We start from the raw sequence: 25292 nt of genomic DNA, 5'->3' as shown, positions 1-25292 counted from the left end.
CCGATCCGTCACACCGCCTCGACCGGGAAGGTGCGGCTCGGCGCCACGAACTCGTCCTGCGCCGCCACGGTCAGGATCTCCCGCGCGCCGGCCTCCGCGGTGCGGCGCAGGAGGCCGAAGACCGAGGCGGCGGCGGCCCCCAGGGCCTCGCCGGCCGAGCGGCTGCGGGCGTAGTGCACCAGGAACAGGGCCGCGGTGGCGTCGCCCGCGCCGTTGACGCTGAGCGACAGCCGCGGGGTGCGCAGGCGCCAGAACCGTCCGCCCTCGCCGGCGAGCATGTCGATGCTGTCGTCCGGCGTCTCCTTCGTGTGGAGCGAGGTCACGAGCACGACCTTCGGCCCGCTCGCCTGCACGGCGGCGACCGCGGCCTTGGCCTCGGCGAGCGTCCGGGTCTCGATCCCGCTCAGGTAGTCGAGCTCGAACTGGTTCGGGGTGATGAGGTCGGCCGCCGGCACCGCGTGGTCGCGCATGAATTCCGGGATGCCGGGCCGCACGAACACCCCGCGGCCGACATCGCCGATCACCGGGTCGCAGCAATAGAGCGCCGCCGGATTGGCCGCCCGCACCCGCGCGACCGCCCGCAGGATCGCGGTGCCGATATCGGCCGAGCCCATGTAGCCCGACAGCACCCCGTCGCAGGACGGCAGCACCCCGCGCTCGGCGATGCCCTCGACCAGTTCCTCGATCGCCGGGCCGTCGAACACCCGGCCGCGCCAGGCGCCGTAGCCGGTGTGGTTGGAGAACTGCACCGTGTGCACCGCCCAGACCTCGACCCCGAGGCGCTGCATCGGGAAGACCGCCGAGGCGTTGCCGACATGGCCGTAGGCGACGTGGGACTGGATCGACAGGACGTTCATCGCGACACGAGGCCTCGCGCGGGGGGGATCCGGGCCCCCACGATTCCCGGAACCGGGCGCGTCTGGCAACCGCCTGCGGGCCCGAAACCGCGCCGGAGCGCCGTCACGCGGCGCTCACCGGTTCCGGGTCAGGGATGGCGGCGGCGGGGGAACGTCCGGCCCGATCCCCGACTTGTCCCGCCATCCGGCATTCCCAGGTCAAGGTTCCATGGATTTCGAGAGCTTACGCACCACGGTCCTCGACTTCGTGCGCGACCACCAGTCCTGGGCGCCGGTGATCACCGGGATCATCGCGTTCTGCGAGTCGCTGGCGGTGCTCTCGCTCCTGGTGCCGGCGACCGTGATCCTGATCGGGATCGGGGCGCTCATCGGCTCGGGGGCGATTCCCTTCCTGCCGGTGATGGTCGGCGCGGCGATCGGGGCGATCCTGGGCGACTGGATCTCCTACGAGATCGGCCGCTACTACAAGGACGGCGCCAAGCGGATGTGGCCGCTCAGCCGCTACCCGGAGATGGTGCAGAAGGGCGAGAGCTTCTGCCGGCGCTGGGGCGCCTGGGCGATCGTCGTCGGCCGCTTCATCGGCCCGGCCCGGGCGGTGGTGCCGCTCGTCGCCGGCATCGCGCTGCTGCCGCGGCTGCCGTTCCAGCTCGCCAATCTCTCCTCGGCCTTCCTATGGGCCTTCGTCTGGCTGGCGCCCGGCGCGGGCTTGATCGACTGGTTCCGGCGTGCGTGACGAAGCGGTAACCGCGCCTGCCGAAAGACAGGGGCGAGACTTCGTTCGATGAGACATTGATCCTATTCGGTGCATCCGTATCGGGCACCATCATCGATTGTTAAGCCGGGGCTGCACAGTGGAGTCGTGCGCCCCTGATCGGGCCTGCGCCCGGAAGCGGTTCCATGTCCGACGCCCCACCGACCTACCTGTTGCCGAAGGTGGCGCCCCTGCGCTGGCTGGCGGATCCGGGTCTCGACCTGCCGGCGGACCTGCGGAGCCGCCTGCTGGCGACGTTCCTGCCCTCCGTCTCCTCGCTGGTGCTGGGCGCCATGGCGATGCTGCTCGTCGAGGCCGCGGCCGCGATCCGGCATCCGGGGCCGCTCTTCCTCGGCCTGCTGCTCGCGGATGCCGGGCTGCTCGTCCTCCGGATCGGGCTGTTCCTGCGCGCCGGCCGGGTCCTCGCCCGGGGAGAGCCGGTCCCGACGGACCTCCTGCTCGCCACCAGCGTCGTCTGGGCCGGCCTCGTCGGCGCCTCGACCGTCCTGTGCTTCGTCAGCGGCGACCCGCTGCTGCAGTTCCTGGCGACTCTCACCATGATGGGAGTCGTCAGCGGGATCGTCACCCGCAATTACGGCGCGCCGCGCCTCGCCGTCACGATGGTCGCCTTGTGCGACCTGCCGCTGAAGACGATGATGCCGATCCACTTCCGGGATCCCTGGTACCTGATCGGCACGCTCCTGGGCCTGCTGTTCGTGGTCGCGATCGTCGGCACCCTGGGGCGGCTCAACCGCAACTACGTCGAGGTGATGCTGGCGAAGCGCGAGAACCAGCGCCGGGCCACCCACGACCCCCTGACCGGCCTGCGCAACCGCACCGGGCTGATGGAGGAACTCGCCGGGCGGCTGCGGGGCGGGACCGACGACCTCGCCCTGCTCTACCTCGACCTCGACGGCTTCAAGGCGGTCAACGACGGCCTCGGCCACGCCGCCGGCGACGCCCTGCTGGTGGAGATCGCCCGGCGGATCGCCGCCGCGATCCCGAAGGAGTGGCAGGCGGCCCGGTTCGGCGGCGACGAGTTCGTGATCCTGGCCTGCGGCGGGCGGGCGCACGAGGCCGCGGTGGTGGCGGTGCGCCTGATCGAGGCCGTGAAGGCGCCCTACGCGATCGGGATCGGCGTGGGCTTGAGCGTCGGAATCGGCTGGGCGACCCCGGGGATGACCCCGGAGGCGCTGCTGGCCGAGGCCGACGCGGCGCTCTACCGCGCCAAGGCCGCCGGCAAGGGCCGCCTGGCGACGTCGGGCGTCACGATCGAGCCTGCTGCGGCGCCCGGGCCGCGCGGCGCGACCCGGACCGGATGGGCGTGAGGGTCAGCCCATCGCCCGCTTGATGAACCGGTCCTCGACCGTCGTCGCGAGGTCGATCTTGGCGCCCTGCAGGTCGGGATCGAGGGTGCGCACCAGTTCCAGCACGCTCGCCATGCCCTCCTGCGTCGGGATGCCGGTGCGGGAATAGCTCTCGAGCGAGTTCTTCACCGCCTGCACGTAGAGCGCCTTGTCGCCGAAATGGTAGGCCGGCGGCACCGTGTCGGCGATCTCCTCGGCCGAGGCGGCGACGATCCACTTCAGCGACTTGGCGAAGGCGTTGACGACCTTCTGGGTCGCGGCGGCGTGGTGCTCGATCCAGTCCTGCTTGGTGTAGACGACCGCCGCCGGGTTCGGCCCGCCGAAGAGCGCGCGCGTGCCGGCCTCGGTGCGGGTGTCGATCAGCACCTTGATGTCGCCGTCGGCCTCCAGCTTGGCGATCACCGGATCGAGGTGGGAGATGACGTCGATCTCGCCCTTCTTCATCGCCGCGATGGCGCCGGCCCCGCCGCCGACCCCGATCAGCGGCGCGTCGCTCGCCTTCAGCCCGGCCTTGAGCATCGCGTACTGGGCGGTCAGCGCCGTCGAGGAGCCGGGCGCCGTCACGCCGATCTTGCGGCCCTTGAAGTCGGCGGCGGACTTCACCGTGTCGGCGAGATCCTTGCGCACCGCGATGACGATGGCGGGGAAGCGGCCGAGCTCGCACACCGCGCGCACGTCCTGGCCCTTGGCCTGCATCCGGATCGTGTGCTCGTAGGCCCCCGTCACCACGTCGACCGAGCCGCCGATCAGCGCCTGGAGCGAGCGCGCGCCGCCGCCGAAATCGTTGATCTCGGCCTCGACGCCCTCCTCCTTGAAGAAGCCCTTCCGCTCGGCGATCGTCAGCGGCAGGTAGTAGAGCAGGGGCTTGCCGCCGACGCCGATGCGCACCTTCACGGTGTCGGCCCGGGCGGGAACCGGCGCGAGCGCCAGGGCGGCGGCCCCGGCGAGGAAGCTGCGGCGTTGCATGGGGTGGTTCCTCCCTTCGTCTCTCAGCTCTGGCCGCCGGCTTGCGGGCGCCAGACCAGGAGGCGGTTCTCGATCAGGGTGACGACCGTGTCGATCACGATGACGAACACGGTCAGGATCAGCATCCCGGCGAAGACACCGGTGACGTCGAACACGCTCTCGGCCTCGTGGATCTTGTAGCCGAGGCCGGCCGAGGAGCCGAGATACTCGCCCACCACGGCACCGACGAGCGCGAAGCCGACCGCGGTGTGCAGCGAGGAGAACATCCAGGTCAGCGCCGAGGGCCAGTAGACGTGGCGCAGCAGGCCGCGCTCGCTCATGCCGAGCATCCGGGCGTTGTTGAGCACCACCGGGCTCACCTCGCGCACGCCCTGGTAGACGTTGAAGAACACGATGAAGAACACCAGCGTGAAGCCGAGCGCCACCTTCGACCAGATGCCGAGCCCGAACCACAGGGCGAAGATCGGCGCCAGCACCACCCGGGGCAGGGCGTTCGCCGCCTTGATGTAGGGGTCGAACACGGCAGCCAGCAGCGCGTTGCGGGCGAACAGGAACCCGAAGGCGATGCCGCCCGCCGCGCCGAAGACGAAGGCCAGCACCGTCTCCTGCAGGGTGATCCACAGGTGGCCCCAGATCTCGGGGCTCGCCATCTCGGTCCAGGTGCGCTTGAGCACCTCGACCGGGGTCGAGAAGAAGAACTGGATCTGCTTGGGCGCGCCGAGGATCGGGTAGACGGTGAGGACGTGCCAGATCGCGAAGCCGACGAGGCCGACGAGGATCTGCAGGGCGAGGAGGCCGAAGCGGTTCACGAGAGGGATCTCCGGTTCATCGTCACGCCGGGCCGCCCGCATAGGCGCGGGAGACCTCGACCCGCAGGCAGGACCAGATCTCCTTGTAGAGGGCGTGGAATTGCGGCTCGAGGCGGATCTCGCTGATGTCGCGCGGGCGGGCGAGATCGACCTTGAACTCGCCGACGATTCCAGCCGCCGGGCCGGCGGAGAGCACCACCACCCGGTCGGCGAGCGCGATCGCCTCCTCGAGGTCGTGGGTGACGAACATCACCGCCTTGCGGTTGGCCGCCCATAGCTCCAGCAGCAGGTTGCCCATGATCTGCCGGGTCTGCGCGTCGAGCGGCCCGAACGGCTCGTCCATCAGGAGGATCTCGGGATCGCGGATCAGCATCTGGGCGAGCGCCACGCGCTTGCGCTGGCCGCCCGAGAGCATGTGCGGGTAGCGGTCGGCGAAGGCCGCGAGCCCGACTCTGGCCAGCCACTCGCGGGCGCGCACCAGCGCCTCGGCGCGGGGCACCTTCTGCGGCTCCAGCGCCACCGCGACGTTGTCGAGCGCCGTCTTCCACGGCATCAGCGCGTCGGCCTGGAAGAGGTAGCCGGCCCGGGCGTTGAGGCCCGACAGGGCCGAGGAGAACACCGTGACCGAACCGGCGGCGGGCTTCAGCAGGCCGGCGGCGGCGTTGAGGAGCGTCGACTTGCCGGAGCCGGTCGGCCCGACCACCGCCACGAACTCGCCCGGCATCACCCCGAGATCGATGCCCTCGACCGCGACGTAGCGTTTGCCGCCCTTGAGGGTGAAGGCGATGCCGACCCCGTCGAGGCGCACCGCGGCATCGTCGTGGGCGAGCGCCGTGCCGCCGACCAGGCGCATGCCGGCCCGTCCCCCTTTTCGTCCCTCGGCGGCGCGCTGCCCCACCATGCCCCTCGCTCCCTCCCGGCGTCCTTGCCCGTCGCTCCCCTGGACGGCCTTGCCGTTCCGCGGGGCTCCCGGGGCGGCGACCATCGGCGAGCGGGCGCGTGAGATCAACCGCTACGTCCGTCGCGCCGGCCGGTTTCGGGGCAGGCAGGCCTTGCCGGCATGCCAGGCGATCAGGGCCAGGGGCAGGCCGAGGGCCGCCCAGGCCGCGACCCAGCCGGCGCCCTCGTGGAGGAGCGCCGCCACGAGGCCGGCCAGGGTGGCGGCGCCGACGGCGAGCGGCACGCCGAACACCGCGCGCCAGCCATCCCGGCCCTTCGTTCTCCCGCCCCTCATGCCGGCCGCACCCGCAGCGCCGGCACCGGGCGGCGGCGGCGCGCCCACCACAGGTAGAGCCCGCTGCCCAGGACCGCGATGGCGACGAGGTCGAGCAGCGCCCACAGCACCTTCATGGGCATCCCGCCGTAATCGCCGAAATGCAGCGGCTGCGAGACGAGGAGCGCGGTCAGGTACCAGGGCAGGCGCTGCGTATCGGCCACCGCGCCGGTGCCGGCATCGAGCAGCACCGGCTGCAGCAGCCGCGCGGTGAGCGGCGCGGTGCCGCGCAGGAAGACGCCGAAATGCCGGGGCGTGGCGAAGGGCGTGCCCGGGAAGGCGATGAAGCCCGGCACCATCCCGGGCGCCGCCGCCTTCGCGTGCGCCACGATGGTGTCGAGGGAGGCGGGCCGCTCCGCCGGCGGGCCGGCCGGGCTGGCGGCGATCATCCGGCCCAGGGTCTCGGCCTTCCACATCCCGATCATCGGCTCGGACAGGGTGTTGATCGCCCCGGTGAGGCCCACGACCGCGAGCCAGGCCACCGTGACGATGCCGAGGAGGTTGTGCAGGTCGAGCCAGGCCACCCGCCGCGACCGCCCGGGGCGCAGGGTGCCGAAGGCGAGCCGCCGGGTGAACGGCCAGTACAGCACCACCCCCGAGACGATCGCCGCGACGAGGAGCAGGCCCATCGCCCCGAGGAAGAGCTTGCCGGGCAAGCCGGCATACATGTCGACGTGGAGCCGCAGCATCACCTGCATGAACGCGCTGCCCGACGGACCGAGCCTGGTGCCGCGGGTCGCGTCGTAGAGCGTCACCGCGGCGTCGTTCGGCGGGGCGTCCGCGGCGGCGTTGAGGATGACGAAGACCGTGTCGGGCTCGTGCTGGTCCCAGCCGATGTACTGGATCACCTGGCCCGGATGGTCGCGCAGGGCGTTCCCGGCGATCCGGTCGGCGGGGGCGGGCGCAAGGTCCGGAGCCTGCCCGGCGAGGGCGGCGGGCGCGTCGCCGATCCCGAGCCACCCATCGATCTCGTGGTGGAAGATCAGCGGCAGGCCGGTGAGGCACAGGAGCAGCATGAACAGCGTCGAGATCAGGCTCGACCACGTATGCACGAAGGCCCAGGCGCGGACGCTGGACGCTCTCATCCGGTTCTCCTCCCCGGGGATGTGGGCGCGGGGCAGTTTTGAATGAGAATAAACTGCTGATTCCGCTTCGGATTTCCGGACCGGTGGCTAGAGGCTGGCGCGGCCGTACGCAAGGGTGCGCGGCCTGCGACACGGGTTGCAGGTGACAACGGGGGGTGAAGCTGGTCCGATGGCGTTCCCGATTCGATCCTTTGGCAATCCCTCGATCAGCGTCCGTCCACAGCCTTGTCCGCCGCCCTCGCCCTCTCGCTCCCCGTCGACCGCCGCCAATCGCCGACCGCGCTCGGCGTCCAGCGCGGCGTGCGGCGCCTGTTCGCCGAACTCGGGCACGTCACGATTCCGGAATTCACCCTGGCCAACGGCCGGCGCGCCGACCTGATCGCGCTCGGGGCTTGCGGCAAGCTGACGATCGTCGAGATCAAGTCGAGCGTCGCCGATTTCCGCGCCGACCGGAAATGGCCGGACTACCGCGACTATTGCGACCGGTTCTACTTCGCGGTGCCGGAGACCCTGCCGGTGGAGATCCTGCCCGACGACACCGGGCTCATCGTCGCCGACGCCTTCGGCGCCGCGATCCTGCGGCCGCCGCCCGAGCACCCCCTGGCCGGCGCCCGCCGCAAGGCCGTGACCCTGCGCTTCGCCCATGCGGCGGCGGGGCTGCTCCACGCGCTCGCCGATCCGGGCTCGATCCGCGAGGGGGCGCTGTAGGACGCTACAGCACCAGGTTCTCGTCGAACCGGTCCGGCGACAGCGGCAGCCGGAACTCGACCGCGACGCCGCCCTTGAACTGGCGCACCACCCGGGCCGGCGTGCGCCCGATGACGAGGCCGGTATCGAGCGGCAGCTCGGTCTCGCAGGCGAGCGCGGCGCCCGACAGCGAGATGTCGACGATGCGGGCGGCGACCTCGCGCCCGCCCTCGAGGCGCAGGGTGGTGAGGGCCTGGCGCGGCACCACGCGCTCGTGCCGGCGGTCCTCCGGCAGGCCGAGCACCGCCCGGTTGGCGAGCCAGGTCAGCTGCGAGGCGATCTTGTCGCGCTTGCGCGCCGTGGCGCTGATCGCCACCGCGACGCCGTCCGGCAAGAGCCGCGAGATGGTGCCCTCGATCCGCCCGACATGTTCGAGGTAGATCACGATGCGCTCGCCGACCTCGCCGCCGACCGCGCAGATCAGCCGCACCCCGCCCGGGGACATGTCGACGGTCTGGCAGGGATATTCCTGGCGGTCGGCCAGCATGTAGCGCCCGAGCAGCGCGACGGCCACGCGGCGATGCCGGCGCTGGTCCGCCGCCGCCCGCAGGGCGAGGGGCCGCACGCTCGACAGGGCGGACTGACCCAGGACGCTGCCGAGGGTACCGCCAAGGGTACCGCCAAGTGTCCCGCCCATGCCGTTCGCCGGGCCATTGCGCAAGCCGCTGCCCACCCCGCTCGCCATGACGCGCGCCTCTCCCGGTGCGAAAACGACCGCTCCGGCAGAGCGTGCGCCCGAATGGTTAAGGAACCGCCGACGCCTCAGGCCCGCCCGCCGCGATGCACCACGAAGCGCTTGCGCCGCTCGAGGCCGGGCTCGTCGTTGGCGGCCGGCGGGGGCATGCCCGGGCTCGCGGCCGCGGCGGCGTTCGCCTCCGGCGTGAGGATGCGCAGCGACACCGTGCGCAGGGCCACGATCGGGCGCAGGCCGAGCCAGGTCGGGATCAGCGCGGGCGAGAGCGAGCCGATCACCCGGACCTGGGTCTTGCCGCGGTGGCGCAGCGGCAGGAGCAGCAATTCGAGGTCGATCGTCTCGCCCGCCTCGGTCACCCCGACGAGGCCGACCACCACCCCGGCGGTCTCCTGGATCACCACCTCGATCAGCCGCCACGGATCGGCGGCCGGCGCCTCGCCCCACAGTCCGGCGAAGGAGAGGCCGCGCAACTCGCCCCCGAACAGCGCGCAGAGCCGGGTGCCGGCGAGGCGGACGGAGGCGGCCTGCCGGGGCGCGTCGATCTCGAGGATCAGGCTGTCGGCGAGCACGTGGCGGATCTCCCCGGGCTCGATCTCGCCCCGCTCCGGCGCCGCGCGGGCGCCGCGCAGGCCGTTCCAGTAGGCGTGGAGCAGGCGGCTGGTCGGGTGCTTCATGGCGTCTCGGTCTGGCACGGGTCGTGGGGCGGGCGGTCCAGGGTGCCGCCGGACGCTGTCCCGTTTCGGGACCGATTCCGGCTGAACTGATTCGGTTCAGCAGACCGTATGCCGAACCGCGGGGCAGCGAGAGCGTAAGGTTTCGGTAAGGTTACCGGATCATGAATGTTGCGTTCGGCCTACACCTGCGCGATTGTGGCGGGCGACAGCGAATTCGGGCTGGCTGGGGTGGCGGACGCGCCCTATGCCCGCTCGCGTGCAAAGGGGTGAGGGCCGTCCGGCCCGCGTCGTCACGGTCCTGACGGCGTCCTCGCGCGGGCCCACGAGCGGCCCGGCGCGGTTCATCCTCTTTCGGGGAGGGCGGCAACGCTCTCCCCTCTTTTTTTGGCGCGCCGGATTCTCCGCGGTGCCGGGGCGGTTTCTCCCCGGGCCGGCGTCTTTCTTTCGGCGTGCGGCCCGTCCGCGGCGCCGGCCGCCCTTGCGGTCGGGCCCGCGCCCCCGCAAAGGTGCCGCATGGATGCCACCCCCGACCTCCCGCGACCGCCGCGCGTGCCGGTCTTCAACATGCCCGCCGTGGTCACCGCCTCGGTCGCGGTGCTGGTGCTGATCCACGCCGTGCGGCAGGTGCTGCCGGACGTCTGGGACATCACCGCGCTCCTCGACCTCGCCCTGGTGCCGGCGCGCTGGACGCTCGCGCTCGATCCCGGCCGCGCCGCCGACGTGCTGCGGGCGGCCGCCGCCTCGGAGGGGTCCGCCCTCGAGATCGAGGCGCGCAAGGCCTTCGCGGCCTACCTGGTGGCCGATCCGGGGGCGATGCCCTGGACCTTCGTCACCTACGCGCTCCTGCACGGCTCCTGGGCCCACGTGCTCCTCAACAGCGTGTGGCTCGCGGCCTTCGGCACGCCGGTGGCGCGGCGCTGCGGAGCCTGGCGCTACGGGGTGATCGCGCTGGTCTCGACCGCCGCGGGCGGGTTCCTGCACGTCCTGATCGATCCCCTGAGCACCGTGCCGCTGATCGGCGCCTCGGCCGGGGTGTCGGGCCTGATGGCGGCGGCGGTGCGCTTCGCCTTCCAGCCGCCCGAGGTCGCCGGCGCCGGCGCCGTGCCGTGGCAGCGCCCGGTGCCGACCCGGCTGCAGACCATTCCCGAGTTGCTGCGCAACCGCTCGGCGGCGGTGTTCCTGGTGATCTGGTTCGTCACCAACCTGCTGTTCGGCCTCGCCGCCCTGCCGCTCGGCCTCAGCGATTCGGCGGTCGCCTGGGACGCGCATCTCGGCGGCTTCATCGTCGGTTTCCTGATGCTTCCCCTGGTCGAGCGGCTCGGACGACGCTGAGTCGGGCACGGATCAAGTGCTTTGGACTTCCGGGGTGCTTGCGTCGTCCCGCGGGCGGTCACACACTCCCCGTCCAAACGAGCGTCCCACCCGGATCGCTTCAGGCCGGGGGGGCCGAGCAGGGAGGTGTTGATGACCGTTGCGCGCATCCTGTCGCAGAAGGGCCGCACCGTCGTGACCGTGCAGCCGCACCGCACGCTGGCGGAGGCGGCCGCGCTCCTCACCGAGAAGGGCATCGGCGCCCTGGTGGTGAGCGATGCCGGCCAGAACGTCCTCGGCATGCTGTCGGAGCGCGACATCATCCGGGCGGTGGTCCGCGGCGGCGGCGCCGCGCTCGAGGCGCCGGTCTCCCGGCACATGACCGCCAAGGTGGTGTGCTGCGGCCGCGCCACCGCCGTCGACGAGGTGATGGAGCTGATGACCGACGGGCGCTTCCGCCACGTCCCGGTGGTCGAGGACGGCCGTCTCGTCGGCCTCGTGTCGATCGGCGACGTGGTCAAGCACCGCATCGAATCGGTCGAGGCCGAGCACCGGGCCCTGCGCGAGTACATCGCGACGGCCTGACGCCCGCCCGCCCCGTCACGCCGGCGTGACGGCGGCGGCGATCATCTCGTGGATCTCCGGCAGCAGGCGCCGCGTCGCCTGGCGGCCGAGCTCGATGCACTCCTCGGCGCGGTGGAACTCGAACAGGCCCATCTGGGCGAGCTTCGGGTTGATCATCACGTCGGGCGGGTCGCCGGCGAGCCGCGAGCGCGAGATCCGGTCCTGCGTGATGTTGAAGGCGTCGACCATCACGCTGGCGATGCCGCTCGGCGCGCCGGCCTCCGGCCGGGGCTTCGGCTGGGATTTCGGCTTGTTGCGGCGGCCGCCGATCAGCGGCCAGCGCCGCGGCTCCTCGGGCATCGCGCCGGCGGCCTCGGCGGCGGCCTCCATCACCGCGTCGGCGCCCTCCGCCCCGTGCGACTGGATCACCGTGCCGCGCACCCGCATGTCGCCGTTGAGGTTCACGCACAGGACCACGTCGGCGCCGAGCGCGCGGGCCGCCGTGACCGGCACCGGGTTGACCAGCGCCCCGTCCATCAGCCAGCGCCCGGCGATCTTGACCGGATCGAAGATGCCCGGGAGCGCGTAGGAGGCCCGCACCGCCTCGACGAGGCCGCCGCGGGTGAGCCAGATCTCGTGGCCGGTGCCGAGTTCGGTCGCCACCGCCGCGAAGGTCAGCGGCAGGTCCTCGATGCGGGAGGCGCCGAGGTCGCGCTCGAGCAGCCGCCGCAGCCGCTCGCCGGCGATCAGCCCCGAGCCGCTGATGTGGAAGTCGAGGAGACCCATCACCCGCCGCTTGGTCAGCGACACGGCGAAGTCGCGCAGCTCGCCGAGCTTGCCGGCGGCGTGGCAGGCGCCCACCGCCGCGCCGATCGAGCAGCCGGCGACCACGTCGATCGGGATGCCGGCCTCCTGCAGGACCTCGATCGCCCCGATATGCGACCAGCCCCGGGCGGCGCCGCCGCCGAGCGCCAGGCCGACCTTGGCCCGCCGCGGCCGCTCGGGCTCGCGCAGCGGAGGAACGCCCGCGGCACCGAGCACGCCGTCCGCTGAGCGCCGCACCGGCGCGCCGGAGAAGAGTGCGATGCCGTCCCACATCATGGCGCCTGACCTCTGCCGGGCCTGTCCCGGTTCCCAGTGTGGCCTGGATCCATCAAGCGTTCGTCAACGGCGGAGGTTGCATCGCCGTTTCGTCGGGGATCGGGGGGAACGGCCCCGCCGGCGCGGCTCAGCCGGCGGCCGGCCCGCGCGGCAGCGGCAGGGCGGCGGCCTCCTTCAGCGTGTCGAGCACGACCGAGGAATGGACGTGGGCCACGCTCTCGTGCGGCAGGAGCACGTCGTTGATCAGGCCCGAGAGCGCCTTCAGGTCGGGCACGATCACCTTCAGGAGGTAGTCGCTGTCGCCGGTCATCACGTGGGCTTCCAGCACGCAGTCGAGGCCGCGGACCAGCTCGGCGAAGCGGCGGGCATTGTCGCGGTTGTGGGTGGCGAGCGCGACCTTGGTGAACACCGTGACGGCGAGGCCGAGCGGCCCCGGCGCCAGTTCCGCCCGGTAGCCCCGCACCACGCCGCGCTCCTCGAGCCGCAGGCGCCGGCGCGAGCACTGGCTCGGCGACAGGTGCACCCGCTCGGCGAGCTCCTGGTTGCCGAGCCGGCCGTCCTCCTGCAGGGCCGCGAGGATCTTCAGGTCGAACCCGTCGAGGGTGAGAGGATCGGTCATCCGGGGCTGTGTTCGTGCACGGACCGTGCGTGCGGGGCGGGACGGCGCCCGGATTTCGCACGCCCCACGCGCGCCGTCCATGCTGTGATGGCCCCAACGAACGCGATCCAGCGACCACGAGGAGCACGCACCATGGGCCCCTATCCGCACGACGCCCCGGCCGCGCAGGTCACCGCCGCCAACCCGATGGGCACGGACGGGTTCGAGTTCGTGGAATACGCCCATCCCGAGCCTCAGGCCCTGCACGACCTGTTCCGTGCCATGGGCTTTGCCGCGGTGGCGCGCCACCGCACCAAGGCGATCACCGTCTACCGCCAGGGCGACGTGAACTACCTCGTCAACGAGGAGCCCGGCAGCCACGGCCACCGCTTCGTCGCCGCCCACGGCCCCTGCGCCCCGTCGATGGCGTTCCGGGTGGTCGACGCGCAGGCCGCCTATGCGCGGGCGATCGCCCTCGGCGCCGAGCCGGCCGACCCGGCGGACGGGACGAAGACCCTCGACGTGCCGGCGATCAAGGGCATCGGCGGCTCGCTGCTCTACTTCGTCGAGACCTACGGGCGGAAGGGCTCGCCCTACGCGGCCGCGTTCGACTGGCTGGCCGACGCCGACCCCAGGCCGGAGGGCCTCGGCCTCTTCTACCTGGACCACCTGACGCATAACGTGCATCGCGGCCGGATGGGCGTCTGGGCCGGGTTCTACGAAGCGATCTTCAACTTCCGGCAGATCCGCTACTTCGACATCGCCGGCAAGCAGACCGGTCTGTTCTCGAAGGCGCTGACCTCGCCCGACGGCAAGATCCGCATCCCGATCAACGAATCGGCCGACGAGAAGAGCCAGATCGAGGAATACCTGCACGCCTATAGCGGCGAGGGCATCCAGCACATCGCCTGCGGCTGCCGCGACATCTACGCGACGATCGAGGCGCTGCGGGCCGGCGGGGTCGCCTTTATGCCCGCGCCGCCCTCCGTCTATTATCGCCGGGTCGACAGGCGCCTGCCCGGTCACGGCGAGTCGCTGGAGCGGATGGAGAAGAACGGCATCCTGATCGACGGCGAGGGCGTGGTCGAGGGCGGGATGACCAAGATCCTTCTGCAGCTGTTCTCGGCCAACGCGATCGGGCCGATCTTCTTCGAGTTCATCCAGCGAAAAGGCGACGACGGCTTCGGCGAGGGCAACTTCAAGGCGCTGTTCGAGTCGATCGAGGAGGACCAGATCCGCCGCGGCGTGCTCGCCGCCGACAGCCCCCGCGACGCCGCCTGAGCGGCTGCGGTCCGGACCGGTCGATCGGGGCGATTCGATCCGGGTCGCCTCGCACCGCGCAAGCTGTGTTCCAGTAGAGCGTCGTCTTCCTCGGCGATCCGGTCCCGGGCAACGCCGCCTTGCTTTATCTGGAATAAATCAAAGATAAGACGGGGCGAGGTGGCGCCGGGCGTTCCGGCTGCGTTTGTCCCGCCTCTGCCGCGACGCTCCCGCCCGGGGCGGCTCTTTGGCACGCGGCCTGATCTTGTGGCGCGTGCGGGTTCCCGCCTATCAGGGAGCCCGCGCGGCCAGCGGCCGCGACCCTCCCATCGCCGCCGGACCGACATGCTCAAGGCCTTCCTCGCCTATTACCGGCCGTACCGGGCCCTGTTCCTCGTCGATTTCGGCTGCGCCATCCTGTCGGGCCTGCTCGAGCTCGGCTTCCCGATGGCGGTGAAGGCCTTCGTCGACGTGCTGCTGCCGCGCCAGGACTGGAGCCTGATCCTGCTCGCCGCGGGCGGGCTCGCGGCGCTCTACGTCGCCAATGCGGGCCTGATGGTGGTGGTGACCTACTGGGGTCACGTGCTCGGCATCAACATCGAGACGACGATGCGGGCGCGCGCCTTCGATCACCTGCAGACGCTGTCGTTCCGCTTCTTCGACAACCAGAAGACCGGCCACCTCGTCGCCCGGGTGACGAAGGACCTGGAGGAGATCGGCGAGGTCGCCCATCACGGGCCCGAGGACCTGTTCATCGCCGTGATGACGCTCATCGGCGCCTTCGGGCTGATGCTCACCGTCCACCCGCCGCTGGCGCTGATGACCGCCGCGATCCTGCCGGTCATCGCCTTCGTCACCGTGCGCTACGGCGGCCGGATGACCCGCAACTGGCAGGCGCAGTACGGCCGGGTCGGCGCCTTCAACGCCCGCATCGAGGAGAATGTCGGCGGCATCCGGGTGGTGAAGGCCTTCGCCAACGAGGCCCACGAGCGGCGCCTCTTCGCCGCCGACAACCAGCGCTACCGCGCCACCAAGCTCGACGCCTACAGGATCATGGCGGCGAGCCTGTCGCTCAACTATCTCGGCATGCGCCTCGTCCAGATCGTGGTGCTGCTCGGCGGCGCCGCCTTCGTGGTGCGGGGCGATCTCAGCGCGGGCGGCTTCATCGGCTTCCTGCTCCTCGTCGGGGTGTTCTACCGGCCGCTCGAGAAGATCAGCGCGGTGGTCGAGACCTACCCGAAGGGCATCGCGGGCTTTCGCCGCTACCTCGCGCTGCTCGCCACCGCGCCCGACATCGTCGACCGCCCCGGCGCGGCGGCGGTGCCGCTCACCGGCGCGATCCGCTTCGAGGGCGTGCGCTTCGGCTACGGCGACGGCCGCCGGGTGCTCGACGGGGTCGACCTCGTCGTCCGCTCAGGCGAGACCGTGGCCTTCGTCGGGCCCTCGGGGGCCGGCAAGACCACCCTGTGTTCGCTGGTGCCGCGCTTCTACGACGTCGAGGGCGGGCGCATCACGATCGACGGCCACGACATCCGCGACCTGACGCTCGCCTCGCTGCGCAGCCAGATCGGCATCGTGCAGCAGGACGTGTTCCTGTTCGCCGGCACGATCCGCGAGAACATCGCCTACGGCCGCCTCGACGCGAGCGAGGCCGAGATCCGGGAGGCGGCGCACCGCGCCCGCCTCGACGCCCTGATCGCGGCGCTGCCGGACGGCCTCGACACGGTGGTGGGCGAGCGCGGGGTCAAGCTCTCGGGCGGGCAGAAGCAGCGCCTGGCGATCGCCCGGGTCTTCCTCAAGAACCCGCCGATCCTGATCCTCGACGAGGCGACCTCGGCCCTCGACACCCAGACCGAGCGCGAGATCCAGCAGGCCCTGTCCGAGCTGACGGTCGGCCGCACGACCCTCGTCATCGCCCACCGCCTCGCCACCATCCGGCACGCCGACCGCATCGCCGTGGTGTCGGACGGGCGCATCCTGGAGCAGGGTTCGCACGACGCGCTCGTGGCGGCGGACGGCGCCTACCGCCGCCTGCACGCGGCGCAAGGGGGAATCGTCGCGGCGGAGTAACGGGGACGGAGGAGGGGGGTCAGTGCGCGGCGGTGTGGAGCGCCCAGACGTCTTCCTCGACGTCGAGCAGCGTCTCGTGCACCTGCCGCGCCAGGGCGTAGGCGGCCTCGTCGCTCGTCGCCGCGCCGGAGAAGCGCGCGATGACGGCGAGCGACTCGACCGACAGGGCCTGCCGGAAGCGGGCGAAGCCCCCCGGGCACTCGGCCTCGTAGGACAGGGCGAGGTCGCGCAGGACATGCGCGAGCAGGCCCGCGGCGCGGGGAGGGGTGGGGGGACGGCTCGTGGCGGCCGTCGTCGCATCGTGTGCCAGGATCATGCCCGCGCAGGTAGTACTTGATCTATGTTGGAAACATTCGGACTTACAGCCTAGGCCGTACGGCGTAATGCGTACGGGGGGTCGCTTCCCCACCGGTCGCAGAGCAGATCCGGCCGATCGCGGGGCCGGTTTCGTTAAGTTCCTGACATTGCGGCTCCGGACGCGCGAGACGGCGATCGGTAGAATCGAAAGTTGTGAGAATCGGTTCGATTGTCGCTTCTTCGTTCGGCGTCGCCGACAGGGTGCACCCGCGCAGTCTCGATCGATGCAGACTTGAGGCCCGAGACGGGAAAGCTTGCGGGACGGGCCCGGGCCGGCGGGTCGGCGCCGGCCCGCAGAGACCCGGACTCTCGTACGCCGTCATTCGGCTTAATGCATGGGAAGTGAATGATATTCAAAGATCTTTCAGTAAATCGACCCGGATGCCGTCGATCGCCTCCGTCACGGCGGCCCGCGCGTCGAAGGCGTGGATCCAGCCGAAATCCTCGGGGAAGCGCGCCATCCGGGCGTCGCGCTCGGCCAGCGCGTCGGGACCCGCGGCATCGGGCAGGTGCAGCAGGCGGTTCGTCGCCCAGGCGCTGCGCTGGATCGTGCGGGTGCGCCGCTGCCGCAGGCCCTGATAGTGCCGCATCGTCCCGCCCAGGTCGCGGGCGCCGCCCGCGGCGAGCAGCTCGGCCAGGGTCACGGCGTCCTCGATCGTGGTGTTGGCGCCCTGGCCGTGATGGGGCAGCATCGCGTGGGCGCTGTCGCCCATCAGCACCGCCCGGCCGCGATGCCAGCGCCGCAGCGGATCGGTGACGAACAGGCCCCAACGCCGGCTCTGGGGCAGGGCGTCGAGCATCTCGATCACCGCCGGATGCCAGCCGGCGAAGCCGGCGCGGTGCTCGCCCGGGCCGATGCCGCAGAGCCAGCGCTCCGCGGTCCAGGCCGCCGGTCCCTCGACGACGGCGAAGAAGTTGACCGAATCGGCCGTGCCGCCGATGGCGTAGTGCAGGAGATGCGCGTCTGGCCCCATCCAGAACTGGATCGCTTCCGGGTCGGGAAGGGAGGGCAGCAGGCCCATCGGCACCACGCCCCGGAAGGCGCTGGTGCCGGAGTAGCGCACCCGCTCGCCGCCGGTGATCCAGCGCCGCACGGCCGAGCGAACGCCGTCGCCGCCGACGACGAGGTCGGCCTCGACCTCGACGCCGTTGGCGAAGGTGAGCGCCATCACGTCGCCGCGCTGGTCGAGGGCGGCAAGGCGGTGGCCGAGATGCAGGCCCTCGCCGGCGAGCGCCCCGCTCAGCACCGTCTGCAGGTCGGCCCGGTGCACGCCGTAATACGGCGCCCCGAACCGCCTGCCGTAGGCGCCGCCGTCGCGGACCGGGTGGGCGGCGACCCGGGCGCCGCTGCGCCCATCGCGAAAGATCAGCTCGGTCGGCTCGGTCGAGACGGCGGCCAGCGCCGGCCCGAGGCCGAGGCGCTCCAGCTCCCGCGTCGCGTTGGCCGAGAGCGCCACGGCGGCGCCGATCTCGGCCAGCTCCGCCGCCTGCTCGTAGATCTCGGCCCGCAGGCCCCGGGCGCGGAGCGCGAGGCCGAGGGTCAGCCCGCCGATGCCGCCGCCGATCACGGCGACGCGCAAGGGCCGGTCGGCGGGGGATGTCGCTGGCACGGGTCGGATCTCCCTGGAGGGCAGGCTCGATCGAGCCCCGCGCGGGGTCTCTGCGCCCCGCGCGGGGACGAGGGCGTCAGGAGTTCTGCAGCACCGGGGCGAGGCGCGGCGCCGGCGTGCCGAGCCGGCCCTTGAGCGCGATGCTCGCGGCGGCGACCAGGGCCGGCAGGGCGACGATGCCGAAGGTCGCCGGCAGGCCGAGACCCAGCCCGATCAGCGAGGCGCCGATCATCGAGCCGACCACCGAGCCGACCCGGCCGACCGCGTTGGCCCAGGCGACGCCGGTGGCGCGGTTCGCGGTCGGGTAGTAGCTCGCCGAGAGGGCGTTGATGCCGATCTGCGAGCCGGCGACGCAGAACCCGGCGCCGAACACCGCGACCACCAGCAGGGGCACCGAGCCGGTGGCGCTGCCGATCAGCGCCACGAAGCCGGCTGCCGCGAGATAGGACAGGCCGAGCACCACGTGCGGGTTCGCCCGGTCCATCAGCGCCCCGAGCACCAGCCCGCCCACGGTGCCGCCGGTGGCGAGCATCACGGTGACGAGGGAGGCCTCCTTGAGCGACAGGCCGGCGCTGCTGATGATGGTCGGGAGCCAGCTCGACAGCAGGTAGAAGATCAGGAGGCTCATGAAGAAGGTGAGCCACAGGCACAGCGTGCCGGCGACGAGGCCGGGCCGGAACAGCTGGCCGATCGGCGAGCCCTTCGGCTTGGCGATGCCGGTGAAGGTGGCGCCGGAGAAGTCTTCCGCCGGGGCGATGTGTCGGAGGAGCTTGGCGACGCTCTCCGCCGGGGCCTGCTTGAGGACGAGGAAGCGGACCGATTCCGGCAGGCCGAGCATCAGCACCGGCACGAGGGCGAGCGGCAGCACGCCGCCGAGCACCAGCACCGAGGTCCAGCCGTAATCGGCGATCAGGTGCGCCGCCGCGAAGCCGCCGAGCGCCGAGCCGACGGTGAAGCCGCAGAACATCGCCATGGTGAGGAACGAGCGCCGGTGCTCGGGGCAGTATTCCGAGGTCAGCGTGATGGCGTTCGGCATCGCGCCGCCGAGCCCCAGGCCGGTGACGAAGCGCAGCACCGTCAGCATCTCGATCGAGGTCGACCAGGCCGAGGCGAGGCTGGCGAGTCCGAAGAACGCCGTGGTGACGATCAGCACCGCCTTGCGGCCGACCCGGTCGGCGAGCGGCCCGAACAGGAAGGCGCCGATCATCAGGCCGAACAGCCCGGCCCCGAACAGCGGCGCCAGCTGGGCCTGCGTCACCCCCCACTGGCTGCGCAAGGCCGGGGCGATGTAGCCGATCGCGGCGGTGTCGAACCCGTCGATGGCGACGACGAGGAAGCACAGCAGCACGATCCGCATCTGGAATCGCGATACGCCGTGGCGGTTGATGACGTCCTGGACGTCGATGCTGCGGGGAGTGGGCATGGGCGTCGGTTCCTCCGGGATGATTTTTGAGATTTTTTTCGTCTTGCGCCGGGTGGCGCCGCGATCTGTCCAAGATGCTGGACAGTGTTCATGCCCTCCATCGTCATCCCGGGGTCGCGCAGCGGAAACCGGGATCCAGAACCGCCGACGATGCAGGACGAAGAGAATGGCGATCTGTTTTTTCTTCTTCGTCAGCAGTGATGGATCCCGGGTTCTCGTCTTCGACGGGCCGCGGGATGACGCCGAGGGTGTCCGCGGCCGGGGGAGCTGTGCCGCCCGGCAACGGTCCCGTCGCTCACTCGATCGCCGAGGGATGGCGCGCGAGCGGCGTCACGCGCATCGTCATGAACGGGAACAGCGGCAGGCCGGACAGGATGTCGTGCAGCTCGTCGTGGCTCGCGACGTCGAACACGCTGATATTGGCGTAGCGGCCGGCGACCCGCCACAGGTGCAGCCACTTGCCCTGGCGCTGGAGATCCTGGGCGCGCGCCTTCTCGTCGGCCTTCAGCCGGGCGACGTGCTCGGGATCGAGGCCGTGCGGGATCGCGACGTCCATCTCGACGCAGTACAGCATGGGATCAGCTCCTGGCGTAGTGGCGCAGCTTGTCGGGATCGAGGGTCACGCCGAGGCCGGGACCCTCGGGCAGGTGCACCGCGAAGTCGTGGAAGGCGAGCGGCTCGGTGACGAGGTCGCCGGTGAGGATCTGCGGCCCGAAATGCTCGCAGCCCCAGGCGAGCTCGCGCAGGCCCGCGAAGGCGTGGAGATGCGCCGCGGCGCCGACCGAGCTCTCCAGGAGGCAGCCGCCGTAGAGCCCGATGCCGGCGGCCTCCGCCACCGCCGCGACCTTGCGCAAGCCCACGAGCCCGCCATGCTTGACGAGCTTGAGCGAGACCGCGTCCGCGGCGGCGGCCTGCGCGACGCCCATCATGTCGTGGGCGGTGAACACGCATTCGTCGGCGAGCAGCGGCGGCAGCCCGCCCTGCGCCCGCAGGCGCCCCATCCCGGCGACGTTCCAGGCCGGCAGCGGCTGCTCGACGAGGGCGATGCCGAGATCGGCCAGCCGCGGCAGGCAGCGCCGGGCGACCGTCTCGTCCCAGGCCTGGTTGGCGTCGACGATGAGCGTGGCGCGGTCGGCGAGCGCCGTCGACAGGCGGGTCAGCCGCGCGAGGTCGGCCTCGGGTGATTGCGCGCCGATCTTGATCTTGAAGGTCCGGTGCAGCCGCGCGCCGAGCTTGGCTTCGGCTTCCGCGATCTCCTGGTCGGGATCGCCGGAGGCGAGCGTCCACAGGACCGGGAAGCGGGTGCGCACGGCGCCGCCGAGCAGGGCCGCGACCGGCAGGCCGAGGGTCTTGCCCACCGCATCGAACAGGGCGGTCTCGAGCGCCGCCTTGGCGGCGTTGTTGCGCTTGGCCGCCGCGTCCAGGCGCTCGCCGGCGGTGACGAAGCGGTCGGCGGCCTGGCCGATCAGGGCGGGGGCGAGGTAGGTGTCGATGGTGGCCTTGATGCCCTCGACGCTCTCCTCGCTCCAGCGCGGTCCCCCGAGCGTCGCCGCCTCGCCGATGCCCTCGACGCCGTTGGCGAGGCGGGCTTGCACGATGACGTAGCTCTGCGCGGTGACCGATGTCTGCGAGAGCTTGTGCTTCCGCACCGTCGGCACGTCGACGATCGTGGTGCGGATCCCGGCGACCGCGAGGTCTCGGGCGGGGGTGTGGTGCACGGCGTCGTGCCGCTGGGTCTTCGCGAGCATGGGGGTCTCGGGATGCGTGGGGTGGGGTCGGTTCGGGTTTGAAGCGCGGGCTCTGAACCCTTCCCCCTCCCCCTCTGCGGCAGGGCTGTTCGGGGAAAGAAGGGCGCGGGTCTTCTCCTCTCCCCGACGGATCCCGGGCTTGCCCGGGATCCGCGAGTGACGGACGAAGTCGGGCTTGCCCGACTTCGTTGCGGGGAGAGGGCTGTGTCTCCGTTCAGGAGACGCAGCAAGCGGAGGCGAAGCCGGAGCGAGGGTGAGGGGGTGTCAACGCATGAGGCTCCTCCGGAAACACCCCCTCACCCTCGCGGCGAACCTGCGGTTCGCTGCTCCCTGAGCCCCTTCGGAGCTCAGGCCTCTCCCCGCCCGCGGGGAGAGGGGGAAACCCGTGTTCTTCTCGTCTCAGACGTTTTCCCGGACAGCCCTGCCTCTGTGAGGGAGGGTGGACCCTGCGTCGGCAGGGGCCGGGAGAGGGGCAGCGCGACGCCGATCCAGGTGGCGCCCGTCAGAATGGTCGCGACCTCTCCGGAAGCGGCGTCCCCTCTCCCGCCCGGCTCCGCAGAGGGGCAGAGGTCGGACGTCGCGCCTCAGGCCGCCTCGGCGTGCGGCCGCACCACCACCGGGTCGGGGGCGTGCGCCACCTCCGGGTTGAGCGCGAAGTCGAACCGGATGGTCGAGAACGGTGCCTCCAGCCCGGCCGCCGCGATCGCCGCCGGGTCGGTGACCCGCACCACGTCGGCGATCAGCCCGTCGCGGGTGGCGAAGGCGAAGTCGTCGTGCAGGTAGGGGTCGTCCGAGAGGTTGATCTGCGTCGTCAGGTGCCGGTGGCCGAGGCCGGAGACGAAGAAGTGGATATGGGCCGGGCGCTGGCCGTGGCGGCCGAGCTGGTCGAGCAGCGCCTGGGTCTGGCCTTGCGGCGGGCAGCCGTAGCCCTTCGGCAGGATGCTGCGGAAGCGGTAGCGCCCCTCCCCGTCGGTCTCGATGCGGCGGCGCAGGTTCCAGGTGCTCTGGCCCTTGTCGAAGACCGAGTAGTTGCCGAGCGTGTTGGCGTGCCAGACGTCGACGACGGCCCCCGCCACCGGCGCGCCGCCCTCCCCGGTGACTTGCCCCTCGACGATCAGCACCTCGCCGTCCTCCGGGTCGTCGTCGAGGCGCGCCTCGCCCTTCGCCAGCGGCGCGCCGGCGACGTAGAGCGGACCCTCGATGGTGCGCGGCGTGCCGCCCGCGATGCCGGCCGCCCGCTCCTTGGCGTCGATGCACAGGTCGATGAAGTGCTCGATGCCGAGCCCCGGCATCAGGAGGCCGAACTCGTTCTTCTGGCCGGTCTCGGTCAGGTAGCTCATCGCGGTCCAGAACTCGCTCGGGGTCACGTCGAGATCCTCGACGATCCGGCAGGCATCCTCGACGATGCGGCGCACGATCTGCTTGACGCGCGGATTGCCGGCCTCGGTGGAGAGGCCCGCGACCTTGTCGAACAGGCCCTGGGCCTCGGCGGAATCGGCGATCTTGGAGGTCGTCGTGGTCATTGGGCGTTTCCTCTCTTGTGGTTGCAGGGACAGGTCAGCCGAGGTCGCCGCCGGCCACCGGGAGGGTGACGCCGGTGACGTAGGAGGCCTCGTCGGAGGCGAGGAACAGGATGGCGGCGGCCTGCTCGGCGGCGGTGCCGTAGCGGTGCATCAGGCTCGACGCCTTGGTCTGGGCCACCACCTCGGCGATCCAGGCCCGCTCCTGGTCGCTCGGCGGGGTCGGGTTGCGGGCGATGCGCCGGGGCGGCGCCTCGGTGCCGCCGGGCGCCACCGCGTTCACCCGGATGCCGTGCTCGGCATATTCGACCGCGAGGCAGGCGGTGAGCGCGTTCACCCCGCCCTTCGCGGCGGCGTAGGGAACGCGGTTGACGCCCCGCGTCGCCACCGACGACACGTTGACGATGCTGCCGCCGCCTCCCGCCAGCATGTGCGGCAGGGCCGCCCGGCAGCACCACAGGGTGGGAAAGAGCGAGCGCCGGATCTCGGCCTCGACCTCGTGCGGGGCGTAGTGCGCGAACGGCTTGAACCAGATCGAGCCGCCGACATTGTTGACCAGCACGTCGAGCCGGCCGAACCGGGCGACCGTCGCCGCCATCACGCTCTCGCAGCCGTCAAAACTCTCGGCGTCGGCGAGCTGCACCGCGGCCTTCGCGCCGAGGTCGCGCGCCTCGGCGGCCGTTTCCCCGACGATCTCCGAGCGGTCGGTGAGGAGGAGGGCGGCGCCCTCGCGGGCGAGCCGCAAGGACACCTCGCGGCCGATGCCTTGCGCGGCGCCGGTCACCACCGCGACCTTGCCCGCGAAGCGGCCGGGCGAGACGAAGCCGCTCTTGCCGAGGTCGCTCATGCCCCACCCCCGACGCCGCTCGCCGCGAACTTCTCGTAGTGGAAGCTCGCGGGGCTCAATCCCCGCTCGACGAAGGTCCTGCGCACCGCATCCACCATCGCGGGCGGGCCGCACAGGTAGGTGTCGATCGCGCCGCCATGCAGGTGCGCGTCGGCGAGGTGCTCGGTGACGTAGCCCTTCCTGGCGTGCCGGCTCTCGGGCGAGGCGACGCAGGTCTCGAAGCTGAAGCCCGAGATTTTTCCGGCGGCCTCCTCCAGCGCCTCGGTCTCGACGAGGTCGGCATCGTGGGTGACGCCGTAGACGAGGTGGATCGGCTGGTCGGTGCCGGTTTCCGCCACCTTGGCGAGCATCGACAGGAACGGCGCCAGCCCGGTGCCGCCGGCAAGCATCAGCACCGGGCGGCGGATCTCGCGGAGATAGAAGCTGCCCGAGGGGCCGGTCAGGTCGAGGGCGGCGCCCGCCTTCGCGGTCTTCGCCAGGAACGTGCTCATCAGCCCGCCCGGGATGTTGCGGATCAGGAACTCGGCCGTGCTGCTGCCCGGGACCGAGCTGAACGAGTAGGACCGCGCCTGGCCGCTCCCCGGCACCGCGATGTTGACGTACTGCCCCGGCAGGAAGCCGACCGGCGCCTCGGTCTCGACGCTCAGGCCGAAGGTGGTGTCGGAGAGCCGCCGCAAAGCCGCGACCTTGCCCTTGAGGGCGGCGGCCTTCGTCTTGCAGACCTCGGAGGAGGCCGCCACCGCCAGCACCAGGTCGGTCTGCGGCCGCATCTGGCAGGCGAGACCGTAGCCCTGGGCGGCCTCCTCGTCGGAGAGCGCGTCCTCGATGTAGCTGCCCGGATCGAACCGGCCGGATTCGCAATGGACCCGGCAGGTGCCGCAGGCGCCGTCCCGGCAATCGAGCGGGATGTTGATGCCGAGGCGGTAGGAGGCGTCGGCCACCGTCTCGCCGGGCCGGCAGGCGACGAAGCGGGTGACCCCGTCCTCGAAATTGAGCGCAACGGTGCTCACGGCGGCCTCCTCAGATGTGATAGACGTCGATGACGTGGTGGATGTAGTCGTTCTTGAGGATCACCTTCTTGGTCTTGATCAGCGGAGCCTCGCCGCTGGTGTCGAGGGTGTAGAACGACGTGCCGAAATGCGTATCCACCGTCTTGTAGCGGTAGTTGAAGGTGAGCCAGTTGAAGCGGAGCGTCACGCGCGTCTCGTCCTGCTCCAGGATCTCGACGTTCGAGATGTTGTGCGAGGTGCGCGGCTCCGGCAGGCTGGTGGCGCTGGAGCGCTCGGTGCGGATGCGGAACACCCGATCTTCCAGGCCGCTGCGGCTGTCGTAGTAGATCAGCGAGACGTCGGTCTGCGGATCGGTGACGAGCTGGTCGTCGTCGTCCCAGGACGGCATCCAGAACTCGACGTCGGGGGCGTAGAGCGCCAGCCAGGCGTCGAAGTCGCGGTCGTCGAGATAGCGCGCCTCGCGGTAGAGGAATTGCTGCACCTGCTCCAGGGTGAGGGGCATCGGGGGGCTCCGTGTGGGCGTGCGGGGGCGCTCAGGCCCCGGTGGGGGGCGCCGTCGGTGTGTCGGTTCGGTGGACGAGTGGGGCTCCCGAACCCTCCCCCCTCTGCGGGGGAGGGTGGTCCCTGCGTCAGCAGGGGCCGGGAGAGGG

Annotated in this window: 26 protein-coding genes; 7 read left to right on the top strand and 19 right to left on the bottom strand. The window is 71.6% G+C overall.

What is annotated here, in order from left to right; genetic code table 11:
- Positions 1-8: 8 nt before the first annotated feature.
- Entirely contained in the window at positions 9-857 is an 849-nt protein-coding gene (pdxY, locus tag A5481_RS12675; protein WP_048431874.1) for a pyridoxal kinase PdxY, read from the bottom strand.
- A 208-nt stretch (positions 858-1065) separates the two neighbouring features.
- Here pdxY and A5481_RS12670 point away from each other — a divergent pair, with 208 nt between their 5' ends.
- Complete coding sequence (locus A5481_RS12670; RefSeq protein WP_048431873.1) at positions 1066-1590, top strand: DedA family protein; 525 nt, start codon at positions 1066-1068, stop codon at positions 1588-1590.
- Positions 1591-1754: 164 nt separating this feature from the next.
- Positions 1755-2936, top strand: coding sequence for a GGDEF domain-containing protein (locus A5481_RS12665; protein ID WP_048431872.1), 1182 nt, complete (start codon positions 1755-1757; stop codon positions 2934-2936).
- 3 nt (positions 2937-2939) lie between these two features.
- Here A5481_RS12665 and A5481_RS12660 read toward each other — a convergent pair whose 3' ends face one another.
- The 5 genes from A5481_RS12660 to A5481_RS12640 form a co-directional block, all read right to left on the bottom strand.
- On the bottom strand, positions 2940-3941 hold the full coding sequence (locus A5481_RS12660) for an ABC transporter substrate-binding protein (RefSeq protein WP_048431871.1): 1002 nt from the start codon (positions 3939-3941) through the stop codon (positions 2940-2942).
- Positions 3942-3964: 23 nt separating this feature from the next.
- Positions 3965-4750: an ABC transporter permease gene (locus tag A5481_RS12655; RefSeq protein WP_048431882.1), complete on the bottom strand. Its 786-nt coding sequence runs from the start codon at positions 4748-4750 to the stop codon at positions 3965-3967.
- A 22-nt stretch (positions 4751-4772) separates the two neighbouring features.
- Positions 4773-5603: an ABC transporter ATP-binding protein gene (locus A5481_RS12650; RefSeq protein WP_064503973.1), complete on the bottom strand. Its 831-nt coding sequence runs from the start codon at positions 5601-5603 to the stop codon at positions 4773-4775.
- 159 nt (positions 5604-5762) lie between these two features.
- Positions 5763-5984, bottom strand: a complete 222-nt coding sequence (locus tag A5481_RS12645) for a hypothetical protein (protein ID WP_048431881.1) — start codon at positions 5982-5984, stop codon at positions 5763-5765.
- Positions 5981-7108: a PepSY-associated TM helix domain-containing protein gene (locus A5481_RS12640; RefSeq protein ID WP_048431869.1), complete on the bottom strand. Its 1128-nt coding sequence runs from the start codon at positions 7106-7108 to the stop codon at positions 5981-5983. The genes A5481_RS12645 and A5481_RS12640 overlap by 4 nt, the downstream gene beginning before the upstream one ends.
- A 225-nt stretch (positions 7109-7333) precedes the next feature.
- On the opposite strand from A5481_RS12640, the gene A5481_RS12635 reads away from it, so the two are divergent.
- Positions 7334-7816, top strand: coding sequence for an MmcB family DNA repair protein (locus A5481_RS12635; protein ID WP_048431868.1), 483 nt, complete (start codon positions 7334-7336; stop codon positions 7814-7816).
- 4 nt (positions 7817-7820) lie between these two features.
- Here A5481_RS12635 and A5481_RS12630 read toward each other — a convergent pair whose 3' ends face one another.
- Complete coding sequence (locus A5481_RS12630) at positions 7821-8444, bottom strand: PilZ domain-containing protein (protein WP_048431880.1); 624 nt, start codon at positions 8442-8444, stop codon at positions 7821-7823.
- Positions 8445-8617: 173 nt separating this feature from the next.
- Positions 8618-9223 carry a PAS domain-containing protein gene (locus A5481_RS12625; protein WP_048431867.1) on the bottom strand — a complete coding sequence of 202 codons (606 nt, stop codon included), beginning with the start codon at positions 9221-9223 and terminating at the stop codon, positions 8618-8620.
- Positions 9224-9736: 513 nt separating this feature from the next.
- Here A5481_RS12625 and A5481_RS12620 point away from each other — a divergent pair.
- Both A5481_RS12620 and A5481_RS12615 read left to right on the top strand, forming a co-directional pair.
- Complete coding sequence (locus tag A5481_RS12620; RefSeq protein ID WP_048431866.1) at positions 9737-10555, top strand: rhomboid family intramembrane serine protease; 819 nt, start codon at positions 9737-9739, stop codon at positions 10553-10555.
- 132 nt (positions 10556-10687) lie between these two features.
- On the top strand, positions 10688-11119 hold the full coding sequence (locus A5481_RS12615) for a CBS domain-containing protein (protein WP_048431865.1): 432 nt from the start codon (positions 10688-10690) through the stop codon (positions 11117-11119).
- Between the two features lie 15 nt (positions 11120-11134).
- Here the strand turns inward: A5481_RS12615 and A5481_RS12610 are convergent, their stop codons facing one another.
- Positions 11135-12199 carry a patatin-like phospholipase family protein gene (locus tag A5481_RS12610; protein ID WP_048431864.1) on the bottom strand — a complete coding sequence of 355 codons (1065 nt, stop codon included), beginning with the start codon at positions 12197-12199 and terminating at the stop codon, positions 11135-11137.
- 127 nt (positions 12200-12326) lie between these two features.
- Positions 12327-12818 carry an Lrp/AsnC family transcriptional regulator gene (locus A5481_RS12605; protein WP_048431863.1) on the bottom strand — a complete coding sequence of 164 codons (492 nt, stop codon included), beginning with the start codon at positions 12816-12818 and terminating at the stop codon, positions 12327-12329.
- Between the two features lie 132 nt (positions 12819-12950).
- Here A5481_RS12605 and hppD point away from each other — a divergent pair, with 132 nt between their 5' ends.
- Positions 12951-14078, top strand: a complete 1128-nt coding sequence (hppD, locus tag A5481_RS12600) for a 4-hydroxyphenylpyruvate dioxygenase (RefSeq protein WP_048431862.1) — start codon at positions 12951-12953, stop codon at positions 14076-14078.
- Between the two features lie 324 nt (positions 14079-14402).
- Positions 14403-16127: an ABC transporter ATP-binding protein gene (locus tag A5481_RS12595; protein ID WP_048431861.1), complete on the top strand. Its 1725-nt coding sequence runs from the start codon at positions 14403-14405 to the stop codon at positions 16125-16127.
- A gap of 19 nt (positions 16128-16146) precedes the next feature.
- On the opposite strand, the gene A5481_RS12590 is transcribed toward A5481_RS12595, so the two are convergent.
- The 9 genes from A5481_RS12590 to benB all read right to left on the bottom strand — a co-directional run bounded on the left by A5481_RS12590 (position 16147) and on the right by benB (position 25144).
- Positions 16147-16443 (bottom strand): hypothetical protein, encoded by a 297-nt coding sequence (locus A5481_RS12590; protein WP_048431860.1) that lies wholly within the window; start codon positions 16441-16443, stop codon positions 16147-16149.
- Between the two features lie 394 nt (positions 16444-16837).
- Complete coding sequence (locus A5481_RS12585) at positions 16838-18094, bottom strand: FAD-dependent monooxygenase (RefSeq protein WP_197514179.1); 1257 nt, start codon at positions 18092-18094, stop codon at positions 16838-16840.
- Positions 18095-18170: 76 nt separating this feature from the next.
- A complete protein-coding gene (locus A5481_RS12580; RefSeq protein ID WP_048431858.1) occupies positions 18171-19517 on the bottom strand; it encodes an MFS transporter in 1347 nt (448 codons plus the stop codon).
- A gap of 295 nt (positions 19518-19812) precedes the next feature.
- The gene (gene catC, locus A5481_RS12575; RefSeq protein ID WP_048431857.1) at positions 19813-20091 is read right to left on the bottom strand and encodes a muconolactone Delta-isomerase; all 279 of its coding nucleotides are present in this window, start codon (positions 20089-20091) and stop codon (positions 19813-19815) included.
- A 4-nt stretch (positions 20092-20095) separates the two neighbouring features.
- Positions 20096-21265 (bottom strand): muconate/chloromuconate family cycloisomerase, encoded by a 1170-nt coding sequence (locus A5481_RS12570; RefSeq protein WP_048431856.1) that lies wholly within the window; start codon positions 21263-21265, stop codon positions 20096-20098.
- Positions 21266-21849: 584 nt separating this feature from the next.
- Positions 21850-22788 (bottom strand): catechol 1,2-dioxygenase, encoded by a 939-nt coding sequence (gene catA, locus A5481_RS12565; RefSeq protein ID WP_048431855.1) that lies wholly within the window; start codon positions 22786-22788, stop codon positions 21850-21852.
- Between the two features lie 34 nt (positions 22789-22822).
- Positions 22823-23632 carry a 1,6-dihydroxycyclohexa-2,4-diene-1-carboxylate dehydrogenase gene (locus tag A5481_RS12560; protein WP_048431854.1) on the bottom strand — a complete coding sequence of 270 codons (810 nt, stop codon included), beginning with the start codon at positions 23630-23632 and terminating at the stop codon, positions 22823-22825.
- Entirely contained in the window at positions 23629-24642 is a 1014-nt protein-coding gene (benC, locus tag A5481_RS12555) for a benzoate 1,2-dioxygenase electron transfer component BenC (protein WP_048431853.1), read from the bottom strand. Before benC ends, A5481_RS12560 begins: the two co-directional genes overlap by 4 nt.
- Positions 24643-24652: 10 nt before the next feature.
- Positions 24653-25144: a benzoate 1,2-dioxygenase small subunit gene (gene benB, locus A5481_RS12550; RefSeq protein WP_048431852.1), complete on the bottom strand. Its 492-nt coding sequence runs from the start codon at positions 25142-25144 to the stop codon at positions 24653-24655.
- Positions 25145-25292 lie beyond the last annotated feature (148 nt).

Origin of the sequence: Methylobacterium platani, assembly GCF_001653715.1 — a bacterium.
Taxonomy (GTDB): Bacteria; Pseudomonadota; Alphaproteobacteria; order Rhizobiales; family Beijerinckiaceae; genus Methylobacterium; species Methylobacterium platani.
The sequence above is the reverse complement of the archived record's forward strand: the minus strand, read 5'-3'. Positions and strand labels throughout refer to the sequence as shown.

Bases quoted from the DNA above. Each gene is read 5' to 3' on its own strand.
- pdxY (WP_048431874.1), bottom strand. From the start codon at position 857: ATGAACGTCCTGTCGATCCAGTCCCACGTCGCCTACGGCCATGTCGGC.
- A5481_RS12670 (WP_048431873.1), top strand. From the start codon at position 1,066: ATGGATTTCGAGAGCTTACGCACCACGGTCCTCGACTTCGTGCGCGAC.
- A5481_RS12665 (WP_048431872.1), top strand. From the start codon at position 1,755: ATGTCCGACGCCCCACCGACCTACCTGTTGCCGAAGGTGGCGCCCCTG.
- A5481_RS12660 (WP_048431871.1), bottom strand. From the start codon at position 3,941: ATGCAACGCCGCAGCTTCCTCGCCGGGGCCGCCGCCCTGGCGCTCGCG.
- A5481_RS12650 (WP_064503973.1), bottom strand. From the start codon at position 5,603: ATGCGCCTGGTCGGCGGCACGGCGCTCGCCCACGACGATGCCGCGGTG.
- A5481_RS12645 (WP_048431881.1), bottom strand. From the start codon at position 5,984: ATGAGGGGCGGGAGAACGAAGGGCCGGGATGGCTGGCGCGCGGTGTTC.
- A5481_RS12640 (WP_048431869.1), bottom strand. From the start codon at position 7,108: ATGAGAGCGTCCAGCGTCCGCGCCTGGGCCTTCGTGCATACGTGGTCG.
- A5481_RS12625 (WP_048431867.1), bottom strand. From the start codon at position 9,223: ATGAAGCACCCGACCAGCCGCCTGCTCCACGCCTACTGGAACGGCCTG.
- A5481_RS12620 (WP_048431866.1), top strand. From the start codon at position 9,737: ATGGATGCCACCCCCGACCTCCCGCGACCGCCGCGCGTGCCGGTCTTC.
- A5481_RS12615 (WP_048431865.1), top strand. From the start codon at position 10,688: ATGACCGTTGCGCGCATCCTGTCGCAGAAGGGCCGCACCGTCGTGACC.
- A5481_RS12610 (WP_048431864.1), bottom strand. From the start codon at position 12,199: ATGATGTGGGACGGCATCGCACTCTTCTCCGGCGCGCCGGTGCGGCGC.
- A5481_RS12605 (WP_048431863.1), bottom strand. From the start codon at position 12,818: ATGACCGATCCTCTCACCCTCGACGGGTTCGACCTGAAGATCCTCGCG.
- hppD (WP_048431862.1), top strand. From the start codon at position 12,951: ATGGGCCCCTATCCGCACGACGCCCCGGCCGCGCAGGTCACCGCCGCC.
- A5481_RS12595 (WP_048431861.1), top strand. From the start codon at position 14,403: ATGCTCAAGGCCTTCCTCGCCTATTACCGGCCGTACCGGGCCCTGTTC.
- A5481_RS12590 (WP_048431860.1), bottom strand. From the start codon at position 16,443: ATGATCCTGGCACACGATGCGACGACGGCCGCCACGAGCCGTCCCCCC.
- A5481_RS12580 (WP_048431858.1), bottom strand. From the start codon at position 19,517: ATGCCCACTCCCCGCAGCATCGACGTCCAGGACGTCATCAACCGCCAC.
- catC (WP_048431857.1), bottom strand. From the start codon at position 20,091: ATGCTGTACTGCGTCGAGATGGACGTCGCGATCCCGCACGGCCTCGAT.
- A5481_RS12570 (WP_048431856.1), bottom strand. From the start codon at position 21,265: ATGCTCGCGAAGACCCAGCGGCACGACGCCGTGCACCACACCCCCGCC.
- catA (WP_048431855.1), bottom strand. From the start codon at position 22,788: ATGACCACGACGACCTCCAAGATCGCCGATTCCGCCGAGGCCCAGGGC.
- A5481_RS12560 (WP_048431854.1), bottom strand. From the start codon at position 23,632: ATGAGCGACCTCGGCAAGAGCGGCTTCGTCTCGCCCGGCCGCTTCGCG.
- benB (WP_048431852.1), bottom strand. From the start codon at position 25,144: ATGCCCCTCACCCTGGAGCAGGTGCAGCAATTCCTCTACCGCGAGGCG.